The organism is Bradyrhizobium sp. 139, assembly GCF_023074175.1.
In the GTDB taxonomy this organism is placed as follows: domain Bacteria; phylum Pseudomonadota; class Alphaproteobacteria; order Rhizobiales; family Xanthobacteraceae; genus Bradyrhizobium.
This window is the reverse complement of record NZ_JADPKS010000084.1, coordinates 78,739-101,379: the sequence shown is the minus strand read 5'-3', so window position 1 is coordinate 101,379 and position 22,641 is coordinate 78,739. Positions and strand designations below refer to the sequence as shown.

The window sequence follows — 22,641 nt, the reverse complement described above, 5'->3', positions numbered from 1 at the left end:
ACTTGAGGAATCTGCCAATCGATACCCGTTGATCCCAGCGCGGGACGAAGTTTTCCAATAGCGGGCATGTATAGTTTCCATAGCAGCGGGGAATACTGCTGCGGGGGTGGTTGTGTCCAAAAAAGTCGCCAGAATCTGCGAGCGGCCGGTTCTGACCAATCGCCCGCTGCTTGATGCTGACAGAATAGGCAGAAGCATGCTGCGCCGACCCAGTGCAAAAATGCATCCCGCGACCCCTCAACCTGAACGGGCGGGCTGTTGTCGCGCTCGGCGCGTCACCAAGATATACGTGAGTGCCGCACCTGCCGACCCGGTGATGAGCATGGCCGCGCGCCAGTCTTGTTCGCCGACCTGCCGGACGATCGTCTGCTCCGAGAGTCGAATGCACTCGGCGCCGACAGCCACGCCGGAAACGGCTTCTGGTCATCGCTCAATCGGCCCATATCGAAGGGGGCGGAGACATTCGAAGCCGATATAGCTGATCATCGAGAGGACGATGAAAGCAGGTACTAATTTGCCGGGATCACGCGCAAGCTCTTGGATGAAGAAGCGGAATGTGAAATGGAGCGCAAACCGTGGGTGATGTATTATCATGTTCTATTCGCCCGGACGTAGCCGACGCCTCTTGTGGTGGCGTAGAGACGGTGCGCCCAATTAGGTGGGCCGCTAGATGCTAAACGGTCGATTTTCCGTTTCGGGTAAGTCGGTCGATCTGCCCTGAAGCTCGAGACTTTCGGACTGGCGCCAGCCGGGGACATGTTGCTTGCAGCGCCGCGAACTCACGGAATGGGTCGGAGGCAAATATCAGCGAATCGTCGTCGTCATGATCTAAAAGGATGATCGTTCGGCGGCGGTCTTTCCGTAGTCTGATCCGGTTTGGTGGATCGCTACTTAGGCCTTTCCCGCCGACCAGAAGAGTGCCCCAACCGATCTTCATCTCGGCGGACGTCATTGCCGCTGTGGTCTTCGTCCGTAACTCGGTCTCCCCTGCTTGCGAAGAAAAGACTCTTTTGGAAAAGGCGTATCCGGCCGTCCACACGCCGGCGATCTCAATCGTGCATGCGGTGTTCAAACGGCGTGCGATTGTGATAAAAGATGTTTCAACCGTTCCCGAGTTTTTATGTCGCAAGTCGACTGGCTTCCTTCTACAAATCGTCCCCAGAACCGGTCAGCTCAGGCTCCGCTCCGCCTATGCTGCGCCGTGGCGCGTTACTGGAGCTGATCACATCCGGTTGGGGTTACCTTCGGAAACAAACAGTTCAGCGGCAGTGAGACAAATGGCGGTCCGAGGATTCACGATTGTCTGGTGATGCAGCTAGCGGAGTGAGGCTCACTCAGAGAACGTAATGAAGTCCCTCGTCGTAGCGTTCGAAGAAGTGCCAAGCCTTCGGCGTAACCCTCAACAGCGGCACAAAAGCGGAAAGCCCGGGAGGTGGCCGAAGGGCCGAGTGCGACGTAACGTCTGGGTCTGCTCGGATCGAGTGGTGGGTCGGGGACTTAGCTCCGTGCTACCGCTAGACCTGGGTATGAAAGAACAGCTTCATTGTTAACCGCGTCACCGCAATGTGCAGAGTTAAAAATGGAGCCCAATCGCGGCAATGGAAGTACTTGCAGACGCAGTCGTTGAGAGTCCTCGTTCGGGCATCATGCGGCGCGGCGGCAATAATGATCGTCTATCGACTCTATGGCCAGAGGTGATTTCCCTCGCCGGCCTTGCAACGTCATTCTTGCCGGGGGGTAGAACGAACAGGAGCTACTCATGAAGATTCAAGTCCGCAGCCTCGCGATTGCCCTCGCGATTGCTGTACCTCTTGCAGTGACCGCCACCGCCCAGTCGTCTGCTGCGCCGATTAATGGTACGTCGATTAGAGCGGCGGGACCGGCCCTGACGATGGACGTGCGCTATCAGGCGCGGCGGGGTCATCCTGATCCTTCGTACTCGGGCTATCCGACCGATGATGCGAACTGGGGTTATCCCGCCTATAGTTCGTATTGGGGCGATCCAATCTATAATTCATATTATCGAGCCTACGGCTACGGATATTACAGGTCAGGTTGTGCGCCCGGACCGCGCGTCGGCGCCTTTGCGACAGCCCCCTGGGCCGACTTGCCGACGTGTCCGCCGTATTGACAAAATCCTCTGCGCTCCCGAGGGTTTGCGCCTGCATGTAAGGAAGTCGCGCCGACCTCCGGACGATCCACGATCAGATCACCGCCGTCGATGACACCCCAAGGATTGACGATGATATTGGAGCTATCCGACCATTACTGTCCGAGCTTCTCTTAGGGTCCGGCTGGCCACGCTCGTCGCCACCCCAAAGCTTGGCGGCGTGCGGCTCCTCACGCCGCCGCTGGCCAACATGTATTTGAAAGAGTTTAGCGTCCCTCGGTCATGCGTACGGCACTTCTGGATGTTGGTGGTGTCAAACCGGTCGGTCGACGCGCGGCCGGGGTCGTCAATTCTTCCGGGCCAACCGATGCTCTCGCGCGAGATCATCTATCAACAAATCTGGGTGACGCGAAATTGCGCGTTTGACGCACTTTCCGGCTTTGAGCGGCGCGGATCTGGTTTTCATCAGCCTCAGGTGCCGAGGATGTTCAATCACCCCTGTGAAGTTATAGGCGAGGACATCCAACCCCATCTCAGCGGCGACCTTCAAGGCCCTTCGTCAGGAATGGGTCGCACCCATACAGTCTTTGATAGTGCCGAAGGGATGCTCCACCCCTCGCGTCGTGTCCGCATGGCGTCGGGATTGGGATCGAGCTACGTCTGCACCAGCTCGACCACATGCTCTTGCTTTCAGCGCGTGATGTGGCGCTCCTTTGACGAAGTATCTTGTCCCTTGATCGCGCAACCTTGGCACGCTGCTGCCGGCCAGTAACGGTGCAGCGTCGTCTCGTGCTCGAGGTACGTAGTGATAGGCAGCTGCTGGCGAGATGGGCTGCGGTAGACGTCCTCATCAGGGCAGGTAGGCAAAGTCCTGTTTGCCGAACGGCCCTCCGCGTTCCCGTTCGACGTCATGGGCTTGGGCGAGGTGACTGCAACGCCAGCCCCTTCCGGGCTAATATCTCTCCCGTCGAAGTAGCCACGGTCGGCGACCGCCTCGAGTTTGTCCATTTCGAGTACCTTCTTTGGCTTGCTCGACATCGAGCAAGCTGAAGCTGTGCGGTTTCCACCGCGGCCTGGACGTTGTAACCGATGACACCATCCGCGTCCACGGGTGGTCATCGAACGGGCATCGGGGACCCGTGAGCGATAGCTGTTGATCCATTCAGCGTGTCGCGGCTCCGCGCATCAAGCACTTCCAGTCGGCTCATCTCCTGCTTCATTCTGTTCCTTGAGTTCTCGTCGTCTTGACGCTGATCGCTTTCGATCGCTGCTGCCGATCGGCGCTTGCGTAGAGTGAACATGGTGACGGGTCGGCGGATGAGCCGGGCCTGATCTTGGGTGGCCGTGTGAGTGGCCTAGTTGTCCATAATGATGTGGGCGAGACCTTCACGTGAGCATCAATCGCTTTTAATAACGTCCAAGAACTCGACTGTCAGGTCCGTTGGTGGCATGCGGTAACGAACTCTGCGGCGATATCGAGCGCAGCAAACAACGCGCGCCATAATGTACGGCGTTGCGTTCCAGATGACTAACTAGGAAGGCAACTGCCACTCCTCTATGATCGTTCAGCATTCCCCCTGGGGATGCGATGGCGTGAGTGCATCCGCCCGTCAACGCACCGATCTTCATGAAGTCCGGCAGACCTTCCGGCCGAGGCCTGCGGCTGACGAATCCGGTAATCAGGTCCGAGGATAGCGTTCACGGGCCAGCGAAGGCTCGCGGCGTCGCGAACATCGCGATAGTCCGGCTTCCGCGCAACTCGTGTTCCAGCGCCTGGAGCGTCTGAGCCTGGATCGAGACACTCCGCTCCGAATGGCTGCTTCGGTGAACTTGAGGACATCTGGCAAGCCAATATCGAATCTAGTTGAATTCCATGGGTTCGAGACGCCTCCCGAGCCGCCCGCTTTCGTGTCGGCCGGCATGGCGATTATTGCGGCTGTAAAAGCTCCGCAGATCGAGGTCGCGGCGGCTACGGCGAGACCGACCTCGTAGCCGGACTCGAAAGACGCGGCACCGGCGGCTAGTGCCGCACCGGCAAGCTGCGCAACCCGGCTTGCGGCATTGTTGATGCCGGAGGCGAGCCCTTCATCCGTCTGGTCAACGCTCGACATGACGGATGCGGTGAGCGGTGTCACGAGCACCGCGAAGGAAAGGCCAAGCAGCGTCATGGGTACGATCACGCCGAGCATCAAAGATTCTTTATGACCGAGCGCCAACCAGACATAGGCGAGCGCGGCACCTGCCGGTCCCGCGATAAGCATGGTCCGCGTGCCAATCTTGTCGGCCAACCCGCCGAAGACACTGGACAAGAGCCCCACGCCGAGCGTGAAAGGCAGGAATGCCAACCCGGCATCGGTCGACGACAGGGCGCGGCGGTCGACGAGGTCAAAAGGTAGGAGGAAGAACACGATCGAAATCCCCGTATAGATCATCAGCGTCGCGACGTTCAGCCCGAGAAAGGTGCGGTTCTCCACCAGGCGGGGTGGCGTCATCGGATGTTCGCTTCTGCGCTCCCAGAACGCGTAGACGGCGAACCCGAGAATGCCGAACCCGGCGACTATCGTGAGCACCGTCACGGATTGGGCTGGTGCGTTCGCAGCGGCCCGAGCTTGACTTGGTCCGATCTGGCTCAGCGCCCAGGTGAGCGTCCCGAGCGCCAAAGCGAGGATCGCGGCGCCAATCCCGTCGAACCGGCGCTGGATGAGGTCATCTCTGCCCGCGAAGACCAGCAGAACTCCCACTGCTACGAGCGCGAGCGGCGGGTTGATCCAGAACACGGATGGCCAGCCAAAAGTCTCGGTCAGCCAGCCGCCCAAGACAGGACCTCCGGCGGTGGTGAGAGCAGATGCCGCTGCCCATACGCCGATCGCCCGGTTCCGCTCCGCGCGCGGATAGGTTGCCCCAATCAGGGCGAGACTTGCAGGTGTAACAATCGCTGCGGCCGCTCCCTGCACCACCCGGGCAGTGATCAGCCAGGCGGGCGAAGGCGCCAACGCGCAAGCCGCGGACGCTAGACCGAACAGGACGCAACCGACGCCGAGCATGCGCGCCTTGCCATAAACATCGGCGAGCGCCCCGCCGATCAATATCAGGGAGGCGAGCGCCAGCATATACCCGTTGAGAACCCATTGGACCGAGGCGAGGTCAGCACCGAATTCGGCGCGCAATATCGGCAGCACGACGGGCAGCGCTGTCCCATCGATGAACGCCATCGACGACGCGAGCACACAGGCTGTGAGCACCATGCGTCGGCACCGAGCCGGCGCTTTCCGCCCGAGTTCTCGAGGGCAGGGGTCTGGATCGATAACGCCGCAGCTGCCGCACTCTACATGTTTTTGCGCCATTCATCCACCTTCCCCATAGTTTGCCGCTGCTCCTCACTAGTTTTGCCGAAGGCTTGAGGTCGCGGGCCAGACCCAGACGGCCGAATAGACGGAGTCACGATCCGGCTCTGGGGATTGAGAACAAAGCTGGTTGCCTGGAGATAGACGGATCGTCATTGGCGATGCTCCGGTGACTACGGAGACCACTGGCGCATCGGAGCCGTACGCGATCATGAAGCTGAGCTTTTCAACGAGCGCCTCCGTGTTTTCCCGACCGTCCACCGATACTGCTTCGATTTACCCCCGGCCGCATTGTCCACCGTCGCAAAAAGCTGCAGGCGGTTACACAGGATGGCGCCGACCCGCTCGCCTGATCGTTAAGCAAATGGATTTAGCCGCCACAGGCGCATGCAAAACCATGAGAGACGTCGCTAGTCTGCAGCCTCAATATTGCACTCCCTCATTCCGGTATCTGGCGATCAAAGCGCCGGATGATCCTCCACCGCCTCTGCCACAAATGCGGTCTCACACGATGGCGGTCGCCCAGCGATGAGGGAAATCATCTCGCGGCATAGAGTTGATAGACCATGGTTATTGCGGCTTTGACGGCAGCGTGCTGCAGTAGCGGACTGCGCAACTCGCCTCGACCTAGAATGGATTGAGGAACGGCACCGTGCCATTCCCCCGTTTCCATGAAAACTATACGCATCCGCGATTGGCAATGTTCTCCAACGTTGGGATTGCAGCGCGGGCCGGAAGCGATAGCGGTTTAGGAAAAGTGTGCTTGAGGTTGCATTGATGCCGAGAGAGTGATTTGTCAACGGATGCGGCGGCCCGGCTTCAAAGCTGCTGGCCAATGAACTCGCGCCCGCGAAGCGCTCGACTTAAATCTGAAGGATTACGTCGTGAGCAGCGCGTCCCTGATGCGGGGCGACCACCGCCTGAGGCTCTAAACAGCACAAACGTGCTCTCCGCATGCAGCGTGGGCAACTGCCTTATGTTCGTCAGCAGCGCCGTCATCATGGTCCTCGCGGCGATTGGCGGACATGGCCCCTGTCGCCGTTCCAAGTGCACTGGCTGATGAACGCCGAACTGCGCGGACCTTCCTCGCGGGGCCGATCTCCATGCGTCGGCGCCACGGTGGTTGGCTCCGCGCCGGCTCATCTTCGGCCGGTCACTGCAAGGTTTGGGCGAAGGCTTGAACCTGCCTGACGGCCTTGCACGAGCAGCGATTGCCCACTGACAAGAGAGTCCGTGCGGCAGGCATCTGGTCCGGCGCCACGGCTGTCGCTAGCGGCGTTGCGTCCGCGGTGGCCGGTGTGGCATGCGGCCGACCCGCTGGTTTTTGTCGCGAGCAAGTTGCAGTTCACGCGTCATTTTCAGATTGACGATGGCGGCGCCCGGAGTAACTGGCCGGTGACAAAAGAGTGCGACTTTGGACCACTGTGAACACGCGTTCAGAACGAGATTTGCTCAAAATCGATGGGATGGAAGGCCTTTGCCCCGCCGGTGCTAGGTTCGCCCGACTTAGCGTGGCAACCCGGGAGCGTTCGAGTGGAAGAGATTTCTACTCGAGCGCTGGTCTAACCGCCCGCGCGGGGGGCCTTGGCGTCTGAAAGCTTTAGACCGGGCGGCTGGAGATAATGAAAACGATAACGATCCGACATTTCTAACCTCGCGCGGACGGGAATACGCTCTTTATACGCCCTATCGATATTGGTGGCAGCACGGGTCGCCCAGATCACAAGCCCCTATTTTCGATGTCCCGACCACTCGATCTAGCAGCCCAGCATGCAGGAGTTCCGCTATGTCATTCCGCTTCATCACAAAATCTATCCGCACATACCTAATCGACTGTCCTGTCGCCGTCGTTTTAATTGTTGCGCCATTCCTGCTCAAGCTAGGCAAGAGCAGTCCCGTCGCGCTGTGGCTTTCGGTGGTGACCCGCGTCTCACTGCTGCTGTCGGCATTCACGGACCACTCGACGGCGCTCGTCGGAGTCATCCGTGCCTCGCTACAATGGGTGGACCGCGCATTGGGTGTGATCTCCATCACTGCCCCCTCCGCTTTCCATGTCACTGGGCCAGACGCCGGCTATTCCTGGGTTTTCGCCGCAGCAGTCTTGCTGACGACCTCAGCTCTCAACGCGCCCGAGGTGAGCGCCGCCCAGAGAGCGAACCTCAACATGCGGACCCGCAGGCGGGGATCGGTTCGTCTTAGCGGGTCAAAAGAGCAAACCCAATGACCGACGATGCTCGATGTTCTGTGCTGGGGGGCAAGCTACTTGCGGAGCTCGGAACTGCCGCGATCGGCGGGATGACAGCCTGTCGCGTGGGCTACACCAGCAGGCGCTCAAGATAGCAAGAGTGGCGCTGTGGTGCCGTAGATGCTTGCGTTCGAGGTCAATGATTCGCTGCTCAAAATCCGGCACTGTGGCCGCTGTTTGAGCGGTTATTCGGCGATGCGCAGCAGATTGGAAGCAATAACCCCCGTTGGGGGCCCCACACACCTTCTTTAATGTTGACCGAAACCCGTGCTGCAAATCGATTGGTTCGGTCCCGCATCCCGATCCAGCACGGCGAGCCCTTCGAAATGGAAATACGGTCCGCTACGATGCCGCGCACCCCAGTGTGCCCATTGTGTCCCGTGGCGTGGTTTAGCTGGCGGTGGATCACCGCGTTGCCGGCGAGAGCCGGGCAGGTCAGCTGGCGAGAGCCGTGAGGCTGACGCTCGAATCATCGCGCAACGGCGCGACTGCTTCCATTGTCATAACGGGCACAGTGGACCGCCCATTCTTCGTTTTGTTCGAGCAGGATCGCGCCGATGAGGCGAACGACGGCGTTCTCGTTGGGGAAGATGCCGGCCACCTCGGTGCGCCGCTTGATCTCGCCGTTGAGGCACTCAATCGGGTTGGTGGAGTGCAGCTTGGTCCGGTGCTGCGGCGGGAGGTCGTGTAGGCGAGCACGTCGGTCTCCGCCGTCTCGAAAGGGCGAAAGCTTCGACAGCTTGTGGCGGAACCGATCGGCGACCTTGCGCTACTGCGTCTTGGCAGCCTCGGCATCGTCCCGGGCAAACGGTTTGGCAAGGAAGGCGGAGACGACGCGCCGTCCGGTCTTGCGGCATGCGCCAATGCATTGCGCATGAAGTCGAAACAACAGCGCGGCCAGCTGGATTTGAGCACATTTGCTACGGTGGCCTTCATGCCCTCGTGGGCATCGGACATGACGAGCCTGACGCCTCTGGCGGGGTGCCCCGAGCGAGTGGAATGGAAACCATAACGACCAGGCACTTCTAATGCTTGGCGTACCGGCATAGGTTTCCTGTGTGTCTAACGGGCTGACCCTTGACGATTGTGCAGAGTGCTTGCTGGCATACGGCGGCACGAGCAACAAAGCACGTAGGAGTCACTGATGTCGTTCCGCTTCATCACCAAATCTGTCCACGCTTACCTGATCGACTATCCCGCCGCGATCGTCCTGATCGCAGCGCCATTCGTGCTGAACCTGGGCCAGAGCGAACCAGTCGCGATGTGGCTTTCGGTTGTCGTAGGTGTTGCCGCGCTGCTCTTGGCCGCTGCAACCGACCATCCCACCGGTCTCGTCCGCATCATCCCCTACTGGCTGCACCTTCGGCTCGATCGCGCCCTTGGGGTGGTGTTTGTGATCCTACCCTTTGCCCTCAAATTCGATTGGCTCGACGCGTCGTATTACTGGATCCTCGCTGCCGCTGTCCTGCTCACGACGTCAATCTTTGACGCGCCTGAAGAGCCAGTCGTGAGGCGTCCGGGATTGCACACGCGCACAGCGGGTTAGGCATGAGACCCCCCGGGCCGTGCAGCAAACCTTGCGCCGCGTTTGAATGCAAGTCCCGGGATGCTGCATCAGCGCCGGCTTGCTAAGCGTCGAGCTTTTCAGCCACGTGAAGGCATCTATCGACCACAACCCCGTCGCCCGAGCGCCTCCTCCGGAAAGGCGACCGGCTCAAGCATGGCCGATCGTCGTGGTGGGTCGCGGCCTTCCCGCCCAGAAGATGTTCCAGGAGTTCAGGTTGCGGCTCTTTGTGAATCACGTCGGAGGCTATGCATCTTCGTTTCGAGTCTGCCTTCGCGCTGGTCGAAGCGACCGATGAACCGCCGTAAATCGGGCCGGCATCGGAGCAACGAGCGAGTTTCAGATCAATGTATGACGGCCCTCGCACTTTGGCAGTACGGCACTTTTCTTAGATCACAGTAAACGGCAGCCGAAGCGTTTTACCTTCATTGTGACCGGCTCAGCTCCTCTTCGGCGCCGATGTTCATTTTGCTCTCCTTCACTGCTAGGGTTCGATCACCAGATCGCGATTGACGATCACGTTCACTCGAAGCCTGGCCTGATTGTCAATGTAGCCTGAATATTGCAGTTCACGGAACGATCTGTTGTCGGGTCTGGCTCAGAAAAGTTGCGTACCCGATCGAAGCGCCTGGACGACGGCGTGTTATGCGCGCCAGCGCTGAGGTCTGACCCAACGCCTAGGACCGTAGACAACAGCCCTGCCCCTACAATTCGAAGCCGATTTAGTCCTCAAGACCAGAGTGACGGCCGAGTCGGCGCCCTCCTGTCGCTCCGAAAAGATCGCGCGACCGTTTGAAATTATTAGCCGCGTCCACACCCGCAGCACGCGTCACTGCTCGAATGCGACCGTGGTAGGTTCCGTCAAACGCGTTCGCTGTCGATCTAGCTGCGGGCGGTAGGGGTTTCAAAATGATCTCTCTACTTGCGCCGCCATGGCTTGATCTAAGCGGCAAGACTATTCATTCATGCGCCGGGGAGTCATCGATTGAAGAACGTCGTCGCGTAGATAGAAGTGATGGAAGAGAGCCGCGGCTGTATGCACAGCGGCAATCCAGAGGATGGCGTTGCCGAGGGTGGTGTGTACTTCCATGATCAGCTGCCCCAGTCCATGCGCCTTCGCAATCAGGGGGGCGATGTCGAATCCGGGAAGGGTGACGGGAATCCCCTCCAGCCAAGTGCCGAGCACCGCGGTTGCCGGAATCGCGATGAGGAGCGCATAAAGCGCGAAGTGAACGAGCTTTGCGGCCGCAGCCATCCATGGCAGCATCGGCTGCTTCGCGGGCGTAGTCTCGATCAAGCGCCATAGCAGCCGCAGCACGACAACAATGAACAGGACAACCCCAAGCGCCTCATGAACCCTGCGGAGCCCGTCCGCGGCCGCGGAATAGAGCGAATAGCCGTCGCCGTTGCTCAGCACATAAGCGGCGAGAACTAGCATGACGGTCAGCCAATGCAGGACTTTGGCCCCGGCGCCGTGGCGAGAGGAATTGCTGCGCAACCCGATCACCTCGCTCCGCTCCCGCCACACGGTTGGTGAACTGTCGCGGCGTCTAGCCAGAGATTTGGGCGGTGGTAAGCCGGCCGGTTGCCCCGGCGATCAACTTTACCTCCGACCCATTGCCCAGGGGCCCAAAATGGGGCGTCTGAGCCTCCGGTGCTATTTAACCCAGACTGCAAGCGGGAGATGATCATCGCCAGGGCCGCGGAGATTGGAGGGGAGGTCGTAAAAAAGAACCGCCGTTAGCTTCGTTCCGTCGCGCTCACAACTGGCGTGATAAGCGCACAGCGTAGTTGTCTTCGCTCCTGCATTGGCGGAAAGCATGTTCGCCGGATTCTCGGAGGACGGCCAGCGAACGCCGCCTTCTAATCTAAGCGCCCCTGCCATCCCGTCTTCCAATTACGCAGCGCCATGCGGCCAAACGCTCGGCCGGATGCTGGTTCATCCAGTCGGCGAGCTGCGGCGCGCCCATCAGGCAGGACTGCATCGAGACCTCGGCGAAGTCCGAGGTGGTGACAATTTGCTCGTGGCAATTTGCCGGAGAGGAGAGACTGCAGAGCACGGCGATGATCTTGATCATGAGAACTCGCCCTCGTCACCGGTGGTGCCGCCCACTTCGTGACTTGTCAGTGCCTTGTCCTGCTGCTCCGGCGGGAAGATACTGTCGTGGATCGCGCGAGCCTCTCGAATTAGGCGAACTCGCTCGCGCTCAGATTTTGGGACAAACGGAATGACTTCGCCCATATTCGCTCCGAAAAGCTGCCTCGTGAACCAGCTTCGCTATGATATGACCATACTCATTTCATTCAGATCGACCATCTGAGCTCCAACTTTGAAGCCGTGCGGGCGGCTCAATAAAACTGCTCGTGACCGGGGTCGCGCCGGACGTTCGAAAGATCGCCTCGAGTTCTTCCGGAGACGAGCGATGAAGCAGCCCGTCAGGTCATGCACGCCACTCACCTCAGTTGTTGGCAATCGATCGAGCCGATGCCGTTTGGGTTGATCGAGACGCGAACGTTCTCATCCTGCGACTGGTAGTCGTCGGCAAGGGACTTGAGCCGGGCCGCAATCACTGAGTCAATCACCGCTTGAGCCGTGCGGAGCAAAGTCCGCCCTGCTTCCAAATACACAGTGCCGCGTTGCGAGCTCCGGAGCGTCATGATGGCCCCGGCCGTTTCTCTGGCAGTTGGTTGAAGGCGATCGGGAGCCAGCTTACCCAATCGCGGTCACTTTCCCTGCGAGCTCTGAAGCGATCGACGCATTTCTTGGAACATAGCCCGGTTCGCCACGAATAGTGCCGGACGAGACCAAACTTGCCGTCGCAAACTGCGCATCGCGCGGCTCTGCCAGACTTAGGAGTTTCGGAGCAATAGGGCATCGCAGTCTCCTTCTGGTTTTAGTACAGTTGTTCCTCAATCCTCTTTTTTCCTCATCGCACTTCATAAACTCGTGTGCGTGCCAACACATGCAGCCTAAGACCATCGGGGCCAGCAGCTCAATCGGACATAGGTAATCATCGGGCACCAAAAAGTGGGCACGGAACGATACGAAGGTGTATGGTGTTCGCCTCTAAGTCGACAGCTCCACTTTGATCGATTGCGCTGAAAAACTGCGACGGCCGGAAGGAAGTTTGTTCGGCTCCCGATCTCAGTCAGGTGGACAGCGAGTTCGGCGGCGCGCTCGTAGCAACCCGTTGGTTTACAGTTCGACTGCGAGCTGGGCCACCAACCGGCCGCAGCGGCGCGTTCTATCCCGCGGGGCGCTTGTCAGCGGTGGAACGCACATCGCCTAGAGCGTGGCGGGTCGCTCGAAGCATCCGAGCACGAAAAGATTTTCTGGTCGGAAGCGCGCATGCGCTCGAGAATATCCTTGAGCACCTTGAACCGAGCGGATGCGGAACGTTGATCGAAATAACCGCCGAGCTCAGCGGAGCTCGTTAGTTACACACAATTGTTGCCTATGCGGTTACGCTCGCGGCGAATTCATTGGTCACTGTGGGACTTAGGGCCATGCCAGACGAAATCCTTCGATGATTTCTATCTTACATGGCGTTGTTTTCGCGTTTTTTTCAGTGAAGGTAGTCGGTTTCCACGGCGTCATGGTTCAAGACGCGGCGTAAGGCGGCGCTCGTCAGTCGCAAAGTAAGTCCTCATCTGAGGAGCCCCCTCAAGCGAGCGTCTCGAAGGATGCGCCGCAAGGAAGAATCGCTCTTCAGCCCCGCACGCGCTTCAGCATCTGCTCGACATGGGCGATCGGCGTCTCCGGCTGGATGCCGTGGCCGAGATTGAAGATGAACCGCCCTTGCGCGAAATTCGCCAGCGTGCTGTCGACCGCGCGGTCGAGCGCGGCGCCGCCTGTGATCAGCACCAGCGGATCGAGATTGCCCTGAACCGCAACCTTGCTCTGCACGCGCTCGCGGATGAAGGCCGGCTCCGCGGTCCAGTCGATGCTGACGGCGTTGACACCGGTCGCTTCGACGTAACCGGGCAATTGCGCGCCAGCGCCACGCGGGAAGCCGATGATCTTTGCGTCCGGCACCTTGGCGCGCACGCCTTCGATGATGCGCCGCGTCGGTTCGACCGACCAGCGCGCGAACTCGGCCGGCGGCAGCACGCCGGCCCAGGTGTCGAAGATCTGCAACACATCGGCGCCTGCGGCGAGCTGCGCCAGCAGATACTCGATCGAATTCTCCACCAGCACGTCGATGATTTTCGCAAAGGCCTCCGGATGCCGGTAGGCCATCATCCGCGCCGGCGCCTGGTCGGGCGTGCCGTGGCCCGCGACCATGTAGGTCGCGACCGTCCAAGGGGCGCCGCAGAAGCCGATCAGCGCGATCTTGGGATCGAGCGCGCCGCGCACGATCTTGAGGGCCTCGAACACCGGCGCGAGCTTGCCGAAATCGGCGTGCTTCGCCAGTGTTGCGACCTTGGCGGGATCATCCAGCAGCTCGAGCCGGGGACCCTCGCCGACCTCGAAGCGCACGGAACGTCCGAGCGCATACGGAATCACCAGAATGTCGGAGAAGATGATCGCCGCATCGAAGCCGAACCGGCGGATCGGTTGCAGCGTCACCTCGGCGGCCAGCTCCGGATTGAAGCAGAGATCGAGGAAGCCGCCGGCCTTGGCGCGGACCTCGCGATATTCCGGCAGGTAACGACCGGCCTGCCGCATCATCCAGACCGGCGGAATGACCTGCCGCTGGCCGGAGAGGACGTCGATGAACGGTTTTGTCGCAGACTGGGGCACGAACGGTCCTGAAGATGGTTACGGCTCCTGATACACCGCCGCGGTGCGACTATGCCGGGCTTCAACTCGGCTCAGCTTGCCACGTTGAAGAGTAACTCCTTGGACCTTCCAGAACTTCCCTCGCCCGCTTCATGGAATGTCGTGGGTGGCTGGGTAAACGTCATCCACGCGCCTATGTAGCCGTTGCGGCCTCCAGAAAGACGTTAACTTCCAGTTATCCGCGCGTGAAGCTACATTGTAAGCGCCGGGCCCTGAACCCATCTCACGTTCATTAGGCTGGTGCGATAGCGTTCTCACCGCGCACCCGCGCGGTCAGCCGCATCAGAAGACCAGTAACCGCGATAACTACAAGGTAGACGATGAGCTGCATTTGCGTCGGTTGATCACTATAGCCGATCAGCGTGTGCAAGGCGCGGCCAGGAATGCTGGCTTCGGATAAGAACCAGCCCGAGTCCCACACGACGCTGTCGAGCGACGTTAGCCAGTTCGCCCGCTCCAGGAAGGCGACGGCCTGCGCCGCCATACCCGCCGCCAGGAGGGTGATCAAAACAGTCGTCGTTGCGAACAACGCGCGCGGTGGAATCCGCACCAGGCCCAAATAGGTCAGCAGGCAAACCGCGACCCCGAGCAACAGGCCGAGGCAGCCGCCGAAGGTAAGGCCCAGGGCCGAGCCGCTTTCGGAGGTCCCGACCCCATAGAGAAACAGCGCGACCTCGCTGCCTTCGCGCAGCACCGCGACGCCGACCACAACCGCCAGTGCCCCTAGCGGCTTGCTGCCCTCGGCCACCGCGTGGCCGACCGCGCGCATTTCGAGGGCAATCTCGCGGCCATGGCTGGCCATCCACACATTGTGCCAGGTCAGCATCACGACGGCGATTCCGAGGATGGCGGCGTTGAACAGTTCCTGTCCCATGCCTGCGAACAGCTGCGATAAGCCGCCGGCAAATGCCGCGACAAGACAAGCTCCCCCGATTCCCGCTAGCACGCCGCCGACAATCCAGCGACCGCGGTGGACGACATCACGCGTGACCGCGAGCACGATGCCGACGATGAGGCCAGCCTCGAAAACCTCGCGGAAAACGATTATGAGCGCGGCGAGCACGAGACGTGGGCCTATTCGACGACAAGAACGCCACGCGCGCTCTCGTTAAAATCGTCGTAGAACTCATAGCGTCCTGGCTTCAGAGGGCGGACGTTGATAACACCTTGGCTTTTGGCGGCTACGACCTTTTCCACTCTTAGTGAGGTGCTTTCAAACTCCATCGCCTTGCCCTCGAGATTCCTGATCCGGAATAGGACCGGCTTGTCTGCTGGGGCACGCACCTCGCGGGGCTGAAACTGCCCGTTGGAGTAGGAGATCTGGATTTCGGTCGCCTGCTGCGCCGATGCTGTAGAGAACGGCAGCATAGCCGTACAGAGCGTTGCGAAGACCAGCTTCCTGCTCATGGTCAAAACGTACATTCTGAGCCCTGGATGTGAGGGAATTAGAACTCGACGGCGAATTTGAGTTTGGCGCGATTCCGCTGGAATTCGGCAAGATTGAGCGAGAACGGACTGCCGACTTCGCGACCCCATACTTGCGTATTCCACGCCGCTGTCATGAACATCTTTGGCGTAAACCGGACGAAAAGCGTCGGACCGAGCATCACGGCATCACCCGTAAAGGCCGAGAGCGCGAAGTCGTCATAATGACGCAGATACCAGACTTCCGCTCCGATGAGGACGTTCGGCGTAAGGCGGAACGACAGCGCGGCGGAGCCGCCGAGCTTCGTTTCCCGGATGGTCTCGTCAAGCAGGGTGTGGGTGTATTCAGGCTCATACAGGAGATTGAACCCGGCGAAGAGCCGGTTTCTGACCAGCTCGAGGTCAGCATTGAGAGTGGTCTCGAATTCGTAGTTGTGAACCCGCTCACCACTTGTCTCATCGACTAGCCGAACCGTCGGTTCGAATGCAAGCGTCACCGACAGCGGGTTGTTCGACGTCCGCTCAAGCGCAAGGTAGCGGAATTCACCAAACCCGCCGCTGAACGCAACTTGGCGACGGTCGTCGAGATCAGTAGCATTCCGGATGTCATGGGTGGATCCAAGCGCCCCAAATTCGATTTGCACGAATTGAGACGGGGTGAATTCGAACTCGTACTTCGTCTCCGTCGCACTGTAGCGTCCGCCGCGCTTGGCAAACCGGCCGATCGTGTCGGTCGTGAACTCCTTTTCGCCTTCAATCCCGATACCTGAGCCGGTGGTAAATCCGAAAATGTATTTTGTCTCGATCTCGCGCCATGAGCTTGCATCCGAGCTGGCGGGGCCGCCAGCGCGCGCAAATCCGCTGAGACCAATCAGCGCAATGAACGCGCCCATTAGCGCGCTAGAATGCCGTACACGTCCAATTGTTTGGCGCATTCCGTCGGCCCTAGCCTATTCGGCTGCATTGATTAGCGGATTACAGCACTCGATCCAAAGAGATTCCCTTCCCGCTAATTTGGAATGCTTCAAAAGCGGGCGTCAACACGCTAAGCCGGTGTGCGATGGATAAGAAAGGTTCCGGCCAAGCATGGAGTTCCGCGCGACGAATGGGAAATGACGTCACGCCATGAAGTCGATAACCCCGCGTTATGATGCCCGTAGGCACCTGAACTCCGCTCCGCGGTTGCCAATGCGAACCGGCGCAGTCCCACTGCATCGTCCTCTGCTATTCCGACAATTGGCGGCTATCGGCTTTTTCTCGGGTGTTTGGCGACGCTGCCACGAATATGCAAGACACCAGCGGCGCGACCGACTTGTCGGTCCGCCGTGTGTACTCTTCGGCCAGCGGGATTCTTGCAGACGACCAGGCGCATTAGCGCATTTCACCGCTCCGCGCGCTAGTTGGTTTGAACCGGGAGACCGTTGGCGCACTCGGCCGGCGCGGGTCGCGCGCGGCCTGTAGCCGGGCCGAGCGGGCGCACGGCCGCGGGCTCCGCGCGCCCGGTCCCCGCCCTAGGGGAACGTCAGGCCGAAAGCAGCCGGATCGAGCTGCTCGCCTTTGCGAGGGACCAAGAAGCGCTCCAGCCCACCCGGCACGAAGCTGAGCAGCAGGATGGCCTGATCGCCGACCACCTCTATTGTATGCGGCACACCGCGGGGAAGAGCCGCGTAGGCGCCGTGCCCCACCTCAATGCGGGCATCGCCAACCCGCGCGATCAGCTGCCCCTCCACAACGAAGAGCAGCTCGTCCTCGTGCGAGTGGGTGTGCAGCGGCGGCTCCTCCCCGGCCCGCACCGTCCACAGGACGGTGCCATATTCGCCTCCAGTCTGACTGCTCTCCACCTTGATCTCGACCGTTGAGCCCCCGCTCGACGTCACCGTCTCGCCGCCGTGGGGCGGCGTAAGAACCGGCTGCTTCACTGACATTTGTAGCCTCCTGATTGTGGACCCTTGCTCGGGTCTCGGAGTGGCGGCGTAAGTTGCCGCTCACACTCGTCAGCATGAGATTGCGCGCGGCGTATGGGAAATGACGTCACGCCATGAAGTCGATAGCCGCGCGTTATAGTGGCCGGGAGCACGTGAACGTCTCTTCGCGGTCGCGGAGAGTTCCGTTTCAGGGATTGTGGATCCACCTGCGGCACCCAGTTTGGTCTGCAAGATCCTCGAAGCCGCAAAGACCCGGCGAACGACACCGGACAAGCTGCGGCAGACCGGCCGAAAAGCCCTGACACAAGCGCGGACGACGTGGCCTTGATCGGGCGAGGTGCGGGTTGAACTTGCAGGTGACGGTGTTGAAGATCTTGGTGAGCTACCCGGACAGGTTCGCTGTGGTGGCGGACCTCAACCGCGATGTGGCGATCCTCGCCACCAGCGGCCCGGAGTGGGCCGAGCGCACCAAGCGACTGGCCGCGCGCGTGCCCGGACTGGACATCTTTTCGGACGGCCTCGTTGAGCGTCAAAATGGCGCGTAGAGGGTCACTGCCAAAGGGCGAGCCGTGCTCGAACGCATGGAGGCGCACCGAAGCCAAGACCCTGCGATTGAGAAGGACTTAACAGAAACGGCTGGCGCGCCGGTGCCAGCGTTGCCGCAGCCGATAGAGCGAGCGAAGCGCCGACGCGAACGTCGCCAGCGTCGCTGAGAAGCCCGTGAACGCGCGAGGGCGCATGCATCATAAACATGGGGGCGGCGCTCAGATTGCCGATTCCGTCACACTCCGCTCAACCGTCAGTCTGCCGAGCGGCTATTTTTCCCAACTGTTCTGGGAAACGCATCCGTCTCTCCCCGTGGAATGCGCGATCCGTGGCCGGCTAACTCGCCCGAAATCCATTGTATCAGACGAATCTTGAGCAGTTCGTGACTAGAATGGGTCGCGGTCGTGATCTCCCTCCGGTCGGGCGTGGCGCCGAAGAGCTGGTCGCCGAGCCCGATGTGCCAGCTGGTCTGCTGACTGGGGTTATCGCTGTACTGATCTAGCCAAGGATCAGTTCAGCGAGGGCTAGTTCGTGCGCCTCTCGGTCCGTCAGCGCCTTGGGTCCGGCGCTCAGATTAGCCCAGCGGACCTCAAGCTCAGGGAGCGCCTTGAGCCGACGGAACGCTGGTGAGTCAAAGCAGGCGGCTGATAGCCCCGCTGGCCCATCAACGAAGTAGTAGCACGCGCTATCGGCATGGGCAGACCATCAAATTGGCGCCGCCATGGATCAACAGGCGATCGGCGCTAAGTCCCACCGTCCGCCGCCCGCATGCGGCACCGCCACGAGCACAAGGAGACCTAAATGCAGTATTCGTCTTTCAGCAGATCGGCGCTGCCGCGGCTCGATTGACTTGATCGGGATCAAGCAGCATTAGGGTGGGCATGTCAGACAATCCCGGGATCCACCGTTGATCTCGACAGCTGGCATGATCTTCGTCGCCTCATCTTCCGGAAACAGACTTCCACGGCGCTCCGCGCTCAGGTCGGCAGGGGGTCACCAGGCTGTGAGCAGATGCGAGAGCTAGTGTCGCGGCGTTCGTCCGCGTATACGGTCGAAGCCCTGCTTGATCGCTGCGAAGCGGTCGTCGATGAACGATTCGTGCTCGGTATCCGTGAAAATGTAGGGCCAGTCGTTTTCGATGGCCTCGCGAACCAGTTCGCCCACATACAGCGGATCAATGCCGTGGTTGATCCGTTCCTGTAATGCCTTGATGAAGTTGGCGCGGGGGCCTTCTGTCGGCGGAGGGGGGCCGACAGCCAAAGCAAATCGCTGCGGCACGTTGCGCCGAGAGTTCATGATCTGCGTGCGGATGACGCCCGGACACAGAACGGAGACCCCAATCTTCCTCGGGGCGAGCACGTTACGCATCCCCTCGGACAGCGCCACCACTCCATATTTGCTCACATCGTACGCCAAACTTGGTCCCGCAATCAGCCCGGCGACGGAGGCCGTGGAAACAACCTGTCCTCCTTCGCCGTGCGCTTCGATCAGCGGACCGAAAATCTCGAAGCCCCAGATCACCGACATCAGGTTGACGCCGAGGACCCAGTTCCAGCCTGCATCAGTCCACTCACCATAGGTGCCGCCGCCGCCCACGCCCGCATTGTTGACCAATATGTGGATTCTGCCGTACCGCGCGACGGTCGCGTCCGCTGCCGCCTGAAGTTCGCCTTTGAGCGAGACGTCGGCGTTCACGCCGTCGACATCGACGTCGGTCCGTGTCTTCAGATCCGCGACCGCTTTTTTCAGCGCCTCTTGTTCGATATCGCAGAGCATAACCTTCACCCCGGCCTGTGACAGCGCGGTCGCGATCCCCAGTCCGATCCCCGAGGCAGCGCCTGTCACGAATGCGGTCTGTCCAGCCAAGTCTGTCATGCGCTTTCCACCTTGCTTTCACTCAACAAATTCACCCGCCAGGCCGCGCCGCAGAGTGCCACAATGAACGCGGCGTGGTCTAATGTTCCGCGCCCCCGCGCCAAGCCTAGAAATAACCGGTCGCGAGTTTCAAAGTAGCACATTGGAAACCACTGGATAACGAGGGTCAGGGTCGACTTTTGGAAGCGCTGGCTCCACAATAACGATAGACACATTCATTGGTTCATAGGGAGAAGCGAGACGTCCTTCGTCGCACGACGATTGGCGGCGTTTTCGACCGCCATTATAATGCTTGCTGCAGCGGAGGCAGCGTATTTGCCAGAAGAAATACGATGCCGGCGCAACCGACACCGAAATCAAGATCGGCAACATCACCTCTACAGCGGCGTCGGCTTACGGTACTACAGGCAAGACCGAGGCCGCCTACTTTCGCGAGATCAACTGCGAAGGCGGCATCAACGGCCGCAAAATCAACTTCATTTCCTATGACGACGGTTACAGTCCACTAAAAGCGGTCGAGCGGGCGCGCAGACTGGTTGAGAGCGAAGAGGTTTTCCTCATCTTCGGTTCGCTTGGCACGCCGTCCAACACCGCCACACAGAAATACATGAACGCGAAAAAGGTGCCGCAACTGTTCGTGCAGACCGGCGCGACCAAATGGAATGATCCGCAGAACTTCCCGTGCACTATAGGTTGGTCGCCCAACTATCAAAACGAGGCGCGGATCTAGCAGGCTGTTGAAAAAGGCGCTCGCCGCCGATCGGCGACCGTGATTCATTGGCTCCGATGAGATTCGGAGATGGTGCGTGCGTGGCGGCGACAATCGAACGGGCGAGCTGTTCAGCTACGTTGACCTGGAGGCGCGGGTGCGGCGAGATCACCCGCTGCGAACGATCCGGACGATTGTGAACGAGGCGCTTTCGGCGCTGGAGCGCGAGTTTGCCGCGCTCTATTCGCCGATTGGGCGGCCGTCGATCCCGCCGGAGAAGCTGCTGCGGTCGATGCTATTGCAGGCGTTTTATTCAATCCGCTCGGAGCGGCTTCTGATGGAGCGGCTGGAATACGACCTGCTGTTCCGCTGGTTCGTCGGAATCGGCGTTGATGACGCAGCCTGGGACCATTCGGTGTTCTCGAAGAATCGCGACCGGCTGCTGGAAGGCGACATCTCGGCCAAGTTCCTCGCGGCGTTGCTGGCGCAGCCCAAGGTGAAGAAGCTTCTGTCGAGCGATCACTTCTCGGTCGATGGCACGCTGATCGAGGCCTGGGCCTCGATGAAGAGCGTCAAGCCGAAGGACGGCTCGGGCGAGCCGCCGGCGCAAGGCGGCGGGCGCAATGCCGAAGCGGACTTCCATGGCCAGAGACGCTCAAACGACACCCATGCTTCGATCACCGATCCCGATGCCAGGCTCTATCGCAAGGGTAAAGGCAAGGAGACGAAGCTGTGCTTCATCGGGCATGGGCTGATGGAGAACCGCCACAGCCTGCTGGTCGATGCCTGCCTGACGCTGGCGGACGGGCACGCCGAACGGGTGGCCGCGCTGCACATGATTGAGCCTCGTGCCGACCGACCGACAGCGATCACACTTGGCGCCGACAAAGCCTACGATGCAGAAGACTTCGTCAACGAGCTGCGCTCGATGAACGTGACGCCGCATGTTGCACAGAACACCAGCGGCCGCAGCTCTGCGATCGACGGGCGAACGACCCGACACGGCGGCTATGCCGTCAGCCAGCGCATCCGCAAGCGCATCGAGGAGGCATTCGGCTGGATCAAGACGATCGCAGGGCAAGAGAAGACGAGCTTCCGTGGCCGTGATCGCGTCGCATGGGCTTTTACCTTCGCTGCCGCCGCCTACAATCTGGTGCGGCTGCCCAAGCTGATAGCGGAGGCCGGCTGATGGCCAGGGTACCCGGCTTCGCCAAGGCCTTTGCCGGCCGCTGGCGCATCGTCGAAATGGACAACTGGGACAGCGACTTCCTCGATCTTGTCGAAGAGGCGCATCTCACCTTCGAGGGTAAGTCCGATGGCGAAATTGCCTTCGGAGCGCTGAAGGGCTTTCTCGACGTCCGCTACGGCGCGCGAGACGGTTCGGCCTGCGCGGAGTTCTCATGGGAAGGACACGACGAGAATGACCCCGCCTGCGATCGCGGATGGGTTATGATCGGCACTGCGGGCAGGCTCGTCGGCCACTTCTACATACACAATGGCGACGATTCAGGCTTCGTTTGCGAACGCGGCTGAGTTCTTCAACAGCCTGCTAGGCGAGGTAGATTTTGAAGGAAAAGCCGAACGCCAAGTCGCCGTTCTCTACCAGAACGACGACTACGGCAAGGATTACCTCAAACGCCTGAAGGATGGCCTCGGCGCCAAGGCTGCGTCGATGATCGTTGCCGAAGACGCCTATGAGGTGGCCGAGCCGACCATCGACTCGCACGCGGTCAAGATGAAGTCGCTCAATGCCGACGTATTCGTTGACATCGCCACGCCAAAGTTCACGGCGCAAGCCATCAGGAAGGCGGCTGAGATCGGCTGCGTTGGAACTCCTGGGGCGCTGCGACGCACTCGCCTCTGCCGAGGCCAGTGCGCACGCCGGCATCGGAAGGACTTCCTTTCCAAGGTCGGTGAGCTGCGTCAGCTGGCGCTCGCGGTACAGCAACGGGTCGCCGAGTTCCAGCTCGCGCCGGGCAAATCGCTCGTAATCGTGCTAAACGAACAAGGATCTGCGTCCGCCCTACCCGGCAAGACAAAGGGAAGGCTGGCATTTCTCTGGTGATGGAGTACGATTTCTCGAGGCTGGAGAGAGGCCGCGCGTGTGGCGCGCGA

The 22,641-nt window shown here is 60.4% G+C and carries 17 protein-coding genes and 4 pseudogenes; 9 read left to right on the top strand and 12 right to left on the bottom strand.

Going from position 1 to position 22,641, the window contains the following annotated elements; translation table 11 throughout:
- Window positions 1-917 precede the first annotated feature (917 nt).
- Both IVA80_RS20445 and IVA80_RS20440 read left to right on the top strand, forming a co-directional pair.
- Window positions 918-1,310 carry a hypothetical protein gene (locus IVA80_RS20445; protein WP_247434267.1) on the top strand — a complete coding sequence of 131 codons (393 nt, stop codon included), beginning with the start codon at window positions 918-920 and terminating at the stop codon, window positions 1,308-1,310.
- Between the two features lie 449 nt (window positions 1,311-1,759).
- On the top strand, window positions 1,760-2,131 hold the full coding sequence (locus tag IVA80_RS20440; protein ID WP_009859400.1) for a hypothetical protein: 372 nt from the start codon (window positions 1,760-1,762) through the stop codon (window positions 2,129-2,131).
- A gap of 1,658 nt (window positions 2,132-3,789) precedes the next feature.
- On the opposite strand, the gene IVA80_RS20435 is transcribed toward IVA80_RS20440, so the two are convergent.
- A complete protein-coding gene (locus IVA80_RS20435; protein ID WP_247434262.1) occupies window positions 3,790-5,355 on the bottom strand; it encodes an MFS transporter in 1,566 nt (521 codons plus the stop codon).
- Window positions 5,356-7,240: 1,885 nt separating this feature from the next.
- On the opposite strand from IVA80_RS20435, the gene IVA80_RS20430 reads away from it, so the two are divergent.
- Window positions 7,241-7,678, top strand: a complete 438-nt coding sequence (locus IVA80_RS20430; RefSeq protein WP_247434259.1) for a hypothetical protein — start codon at window positions 7,241-7,243, stop codon at window positions 7,676-7,678.
- Between the two features lie 456 nt (window positions 7,679-8,134).
- Here the strand turns inward: IVA80_RS20430 and IVA80_RS20425 are convergent.
- Window positions 8,135-8,671, bottom strand: a pseudogene (locus IVA80_RS20425) (transposase); the annotation flags it as partial.
- A 172-nt stretch (window positions 8,672-8,843) separates the two neighbouring features.
- On the opposite strand from IVA80_RS20425, the gene IVA80_RS20420 reads away from it, so the two are divergent.
- Window positions 8,844-9,245 (top strand): hypothetical protein, encoded by a 402-nt coding sequence (locus tag IVA80_RS20420; RefSeq protein WP_028141222.1) that lies wholly within the window; start codon window positions 8,844-8,846, stop codon window positions 9,243-9,245.
- 973 nt (window positions 9,246-10,218) lie between these two features.
- Here the strand turns inward: IVA80_RS20420 and IVA80_RS20415 are convergent.
- The 9 genes from IVA80_RS20415 to IVA80_RS20375 form a co-directional block, all read right to left on the bottom strand.
- Window positions 10,219-10,770, bottom strand: a complete 552-nt coding sequence (locus tag IVA80_RS20415; RefSeq protein ID WP_247434256.1) for a cytochrome b — start codon at window positions 10,768-10,770, stop codon at window positions 10,219-10,221.
- Window positions 10,771-11,131: 361 nt separating this feature from the next.
- Window positions 11,132-11,341, bottom strand: a complete 210-nt coding sequence (locus IVA80_RS20410; RefSeq protein WP_028141220.1) for a hypothetical protein — start codon at window positions 11,339-11,341, stop codon at window positions 11,132-11,134.
- A complete protein-coding gene (locus tag IVA80_RS20405) occupies window positions 11,338-11,505 on the bottom strand; it encodes a hypothetical protein (protein WP_247434254.1) in 168 nt (55 codons plus the stop codon). Before IVA80_RS20405 ends, IVA80_RS20410 begins: the two co-directional genes overlap by 4 nt.
- 212 nt (window positions 11,506-11,717) lie before the next feature.
- Window positions 11,718-11,981 carry a hypothetical protein gene (locus IVA80_RS20400; RefSeq protein ID WP_247434251.1) on the bottom strand — a complete coding sequence of 88 codons (264 nt, stop codon included), beginning with the start codon at window positions 11,979-11,981 and terminating at the stop codon, window positions 11,718-11,720.
- 991 nt (window positions 11,982-12,972) lie between these two features.
- The gene (hemE, locus tag IVA80_RS20395; protein WP_247434248.1) at window positions 12,973-14,007 is read right to left on the bottom strand and encodes a uroporphyrinogen decarboxylase; all 1,035 of its coding nucleotides are present in this window, start codon (window positions 14,005-14,007) and stop codon (window positions 12,973-12,975) included.
- Window positions 14,008-14,278: 271 nt separating this feature from the next.
- Window positions 14,279-15,109, bottom strand: a complete 831-nt coding sequence (locus IVA80_RS20390) for an FTR1 family protein (RefSeq protein ID WP_247434245.1) — start codon at window positions 15,107-15,109, stop codon at window positions 14,279-14,281.
- Window positions 15,110-15,120: 11 nt separating this feature from the next.
- Entirely contained in the window at window positions 15,121-15,453 is a 333-nt protein-coding gene (locus IVA80_RS20385; protein WP_157158512.1) for a cupredoxin domain-containing protein, read from the bottom strand.
- A gap of 38 nt (window positions 15,454-15,491) precedes the next feature.
- On the bottom strand, window positions 15,492-16,364 hold the full coding sequence (locus IVA80_RS20380) for a hypothetical protein (protein ID WP_247434242.1): 873 nt from the start codon (window positions 16,362-16,364) through the stop codon (window positions 15,492-15,494).
- A gap of 618 nt (window positions 16,365-16,982) precedes the next feature.
- Window positions 16,983-17,396, bottom strand: a complete 414-nt coding sequence (locus tag IVA80_RS20375; RefSeq protein WP_247434239.1) for a cupin domain-containing protein — start codon at window positions 17,394-17,396, stop codon at window positions 16,983-16,985.
- Window positions 17,397-17,740: 344 nt separating this feature from the next.
- Here IVA80_RS20375 and IVA80_RS20370 point away from each other — a divergent pair.
- A pseudogene (locus IVA80_RS20370) lies at window positions 17,741-18,109 on the top strand (hypothetical protein).
- 853 nt (window positions 18,110-18,962) lie between these two features.
- On the opposite strand, the gene IVA80_RS20365 reads toward IVA80_RS20370, so the two are convergent.
- A complete protein-coding gene (locus IVA80_RS20365; RefSeq protein ID WP_247434235.1) occupies window positions 18,963-19,817 on the bottom strand; it encodes an SDR family NAD(P)-dependent oxidoreductase in 855 nt (284 codons plus the stop codon).
- A gap of 288 nt (window positions 19,818-20,105) precedes the next feature.
- Here IVA80_RS20365 and IVA80_RS20360 point away from each other — a divergent pair.
- From IVA80_RS20360 to IVA80_RS20345, 4 genes and pseudogenes are all read left to right on the top strand, one after another.
- Window positions 20,106-20,544: pseudogene (locus IVA80_RS20360) on the top strand (ABC transporter substrate-binding protein); the annotation flags it as partial.
- A gap of 79 nt (window positions 20,545-20,623) precedes the next feature.
- On the top strand, window positions 20,624-21,715 hold the full coding sequence (locus IVA80_RS20355; RefSeq protein WP_247434232.1) for an IS5 family transposase: 1,092 nt from the start codon (window positions 20,624-20,626) through the stop codon (window positions 21,713-21,715).
- Window positions 21,715-22,059 carry a hypothetical protein gene (locus IVA80_RS20350; protein ID WP_247434229.1) on the top strand — a complete coding sequence of 115 codons (345 nt, stop codon included), beginning with the start codon at window positions 21,715-21,717 and terminating at the stop codon, window positions 22,057-22,059. The genes IVA80_RS20355 and IVA80_RS20350 overlap by 1 nt, the downstream gene beginning before the upstream one ends.
- Window positions 22,022-22,348: pseudogene (locus IVA80_RS20345) on the top strand (ABC transporter substrate-binding protein); the annotation flags it as partial. The gene IVA80_RS20350 and the pseudogene IVA80_RS20345, both read left to right, overlap by 38 nt.
- Window positions 22,349-22,641 lie beyond the last annotated feature (293 nt).

Coding starts and splice junctions, on each gene's coding strand:
- IVA80_RS20440 (WP_009859400.1), top strand. CDS start 1,760: ATGAAGATTCAAGTCCGCAGCCTCGCGATTGCCCTCGCGATTGCTGTA.
- IVA80_RS20435 (WP_247434262.1), bottom strand. CDS start 5,355: ATGGTGCTCACAGCCTGTGTGCTCGCGTCGTCGATGGCGTTCATCGAT.
- IVA80_RS20430 (WP_247434259.1), top strand. CDS start 7,241: ATGTCATTCCGCTTCATCACAAAATCTATCCGCACATACCTAATCGAC.
- IVA80_RS20420 (WP_028141222.1), top strand. CDS start 8,844: ATGTCGTTCCGCTTCATCACCAAATCTGTCCACGCTTACCTGATCGAC.
- IVA80_RS20410 (WP_028141220.1), bottom strand. CDS start 11,341: ATGATCAAGATCATCGCCGTGCTCTGCAGTCTCTCCTCTCCGGCAAAT.
- IVA80_RS20405 (WP_247434254.1), bottom strand. CDS start 11,505: ATGGGCGAAGTCATTCCGTTTGTCCCAAAATCTGAGCGCGAGCGAGTT.
- IVA80_RS20385 (WP_157158512.1), bottom strand. CDS start 15,453: ATGAGCAGGAAGCTGGTCTTCGCAACGCTCTGTACGGCTATGCTGCCG.
- IVA80_RS20380 (WP_247434242.1), bottom strand. CDS start 16,364: ATGGGCGCGTTCATTGCGCTGATTGGTCTCAGCGGATTTGCGCGCGCT.
- IVA80_RS20375 (WP_247434239.1), bottom strand. CDS start 17,396: ATGTCAGTGAAGCAGCCGGTTCTTACGCCGCCCCACGGCGGCGAGACG.
- IVA80_RS20365 (WP_247434235.1), bottom strand. CDS start 19,817: ATGACAGACTTGGCTGGACAGACCGCATTCGTGACAGGCGCTGCCTCG.
- IVA80_RS20350 (WP_247434229.1), top strand. CDS start 21,715: ATGGCCAGGGTACCCGGCTTCGCCAAGGCCTTTGCCGGCCGCTGGCGC.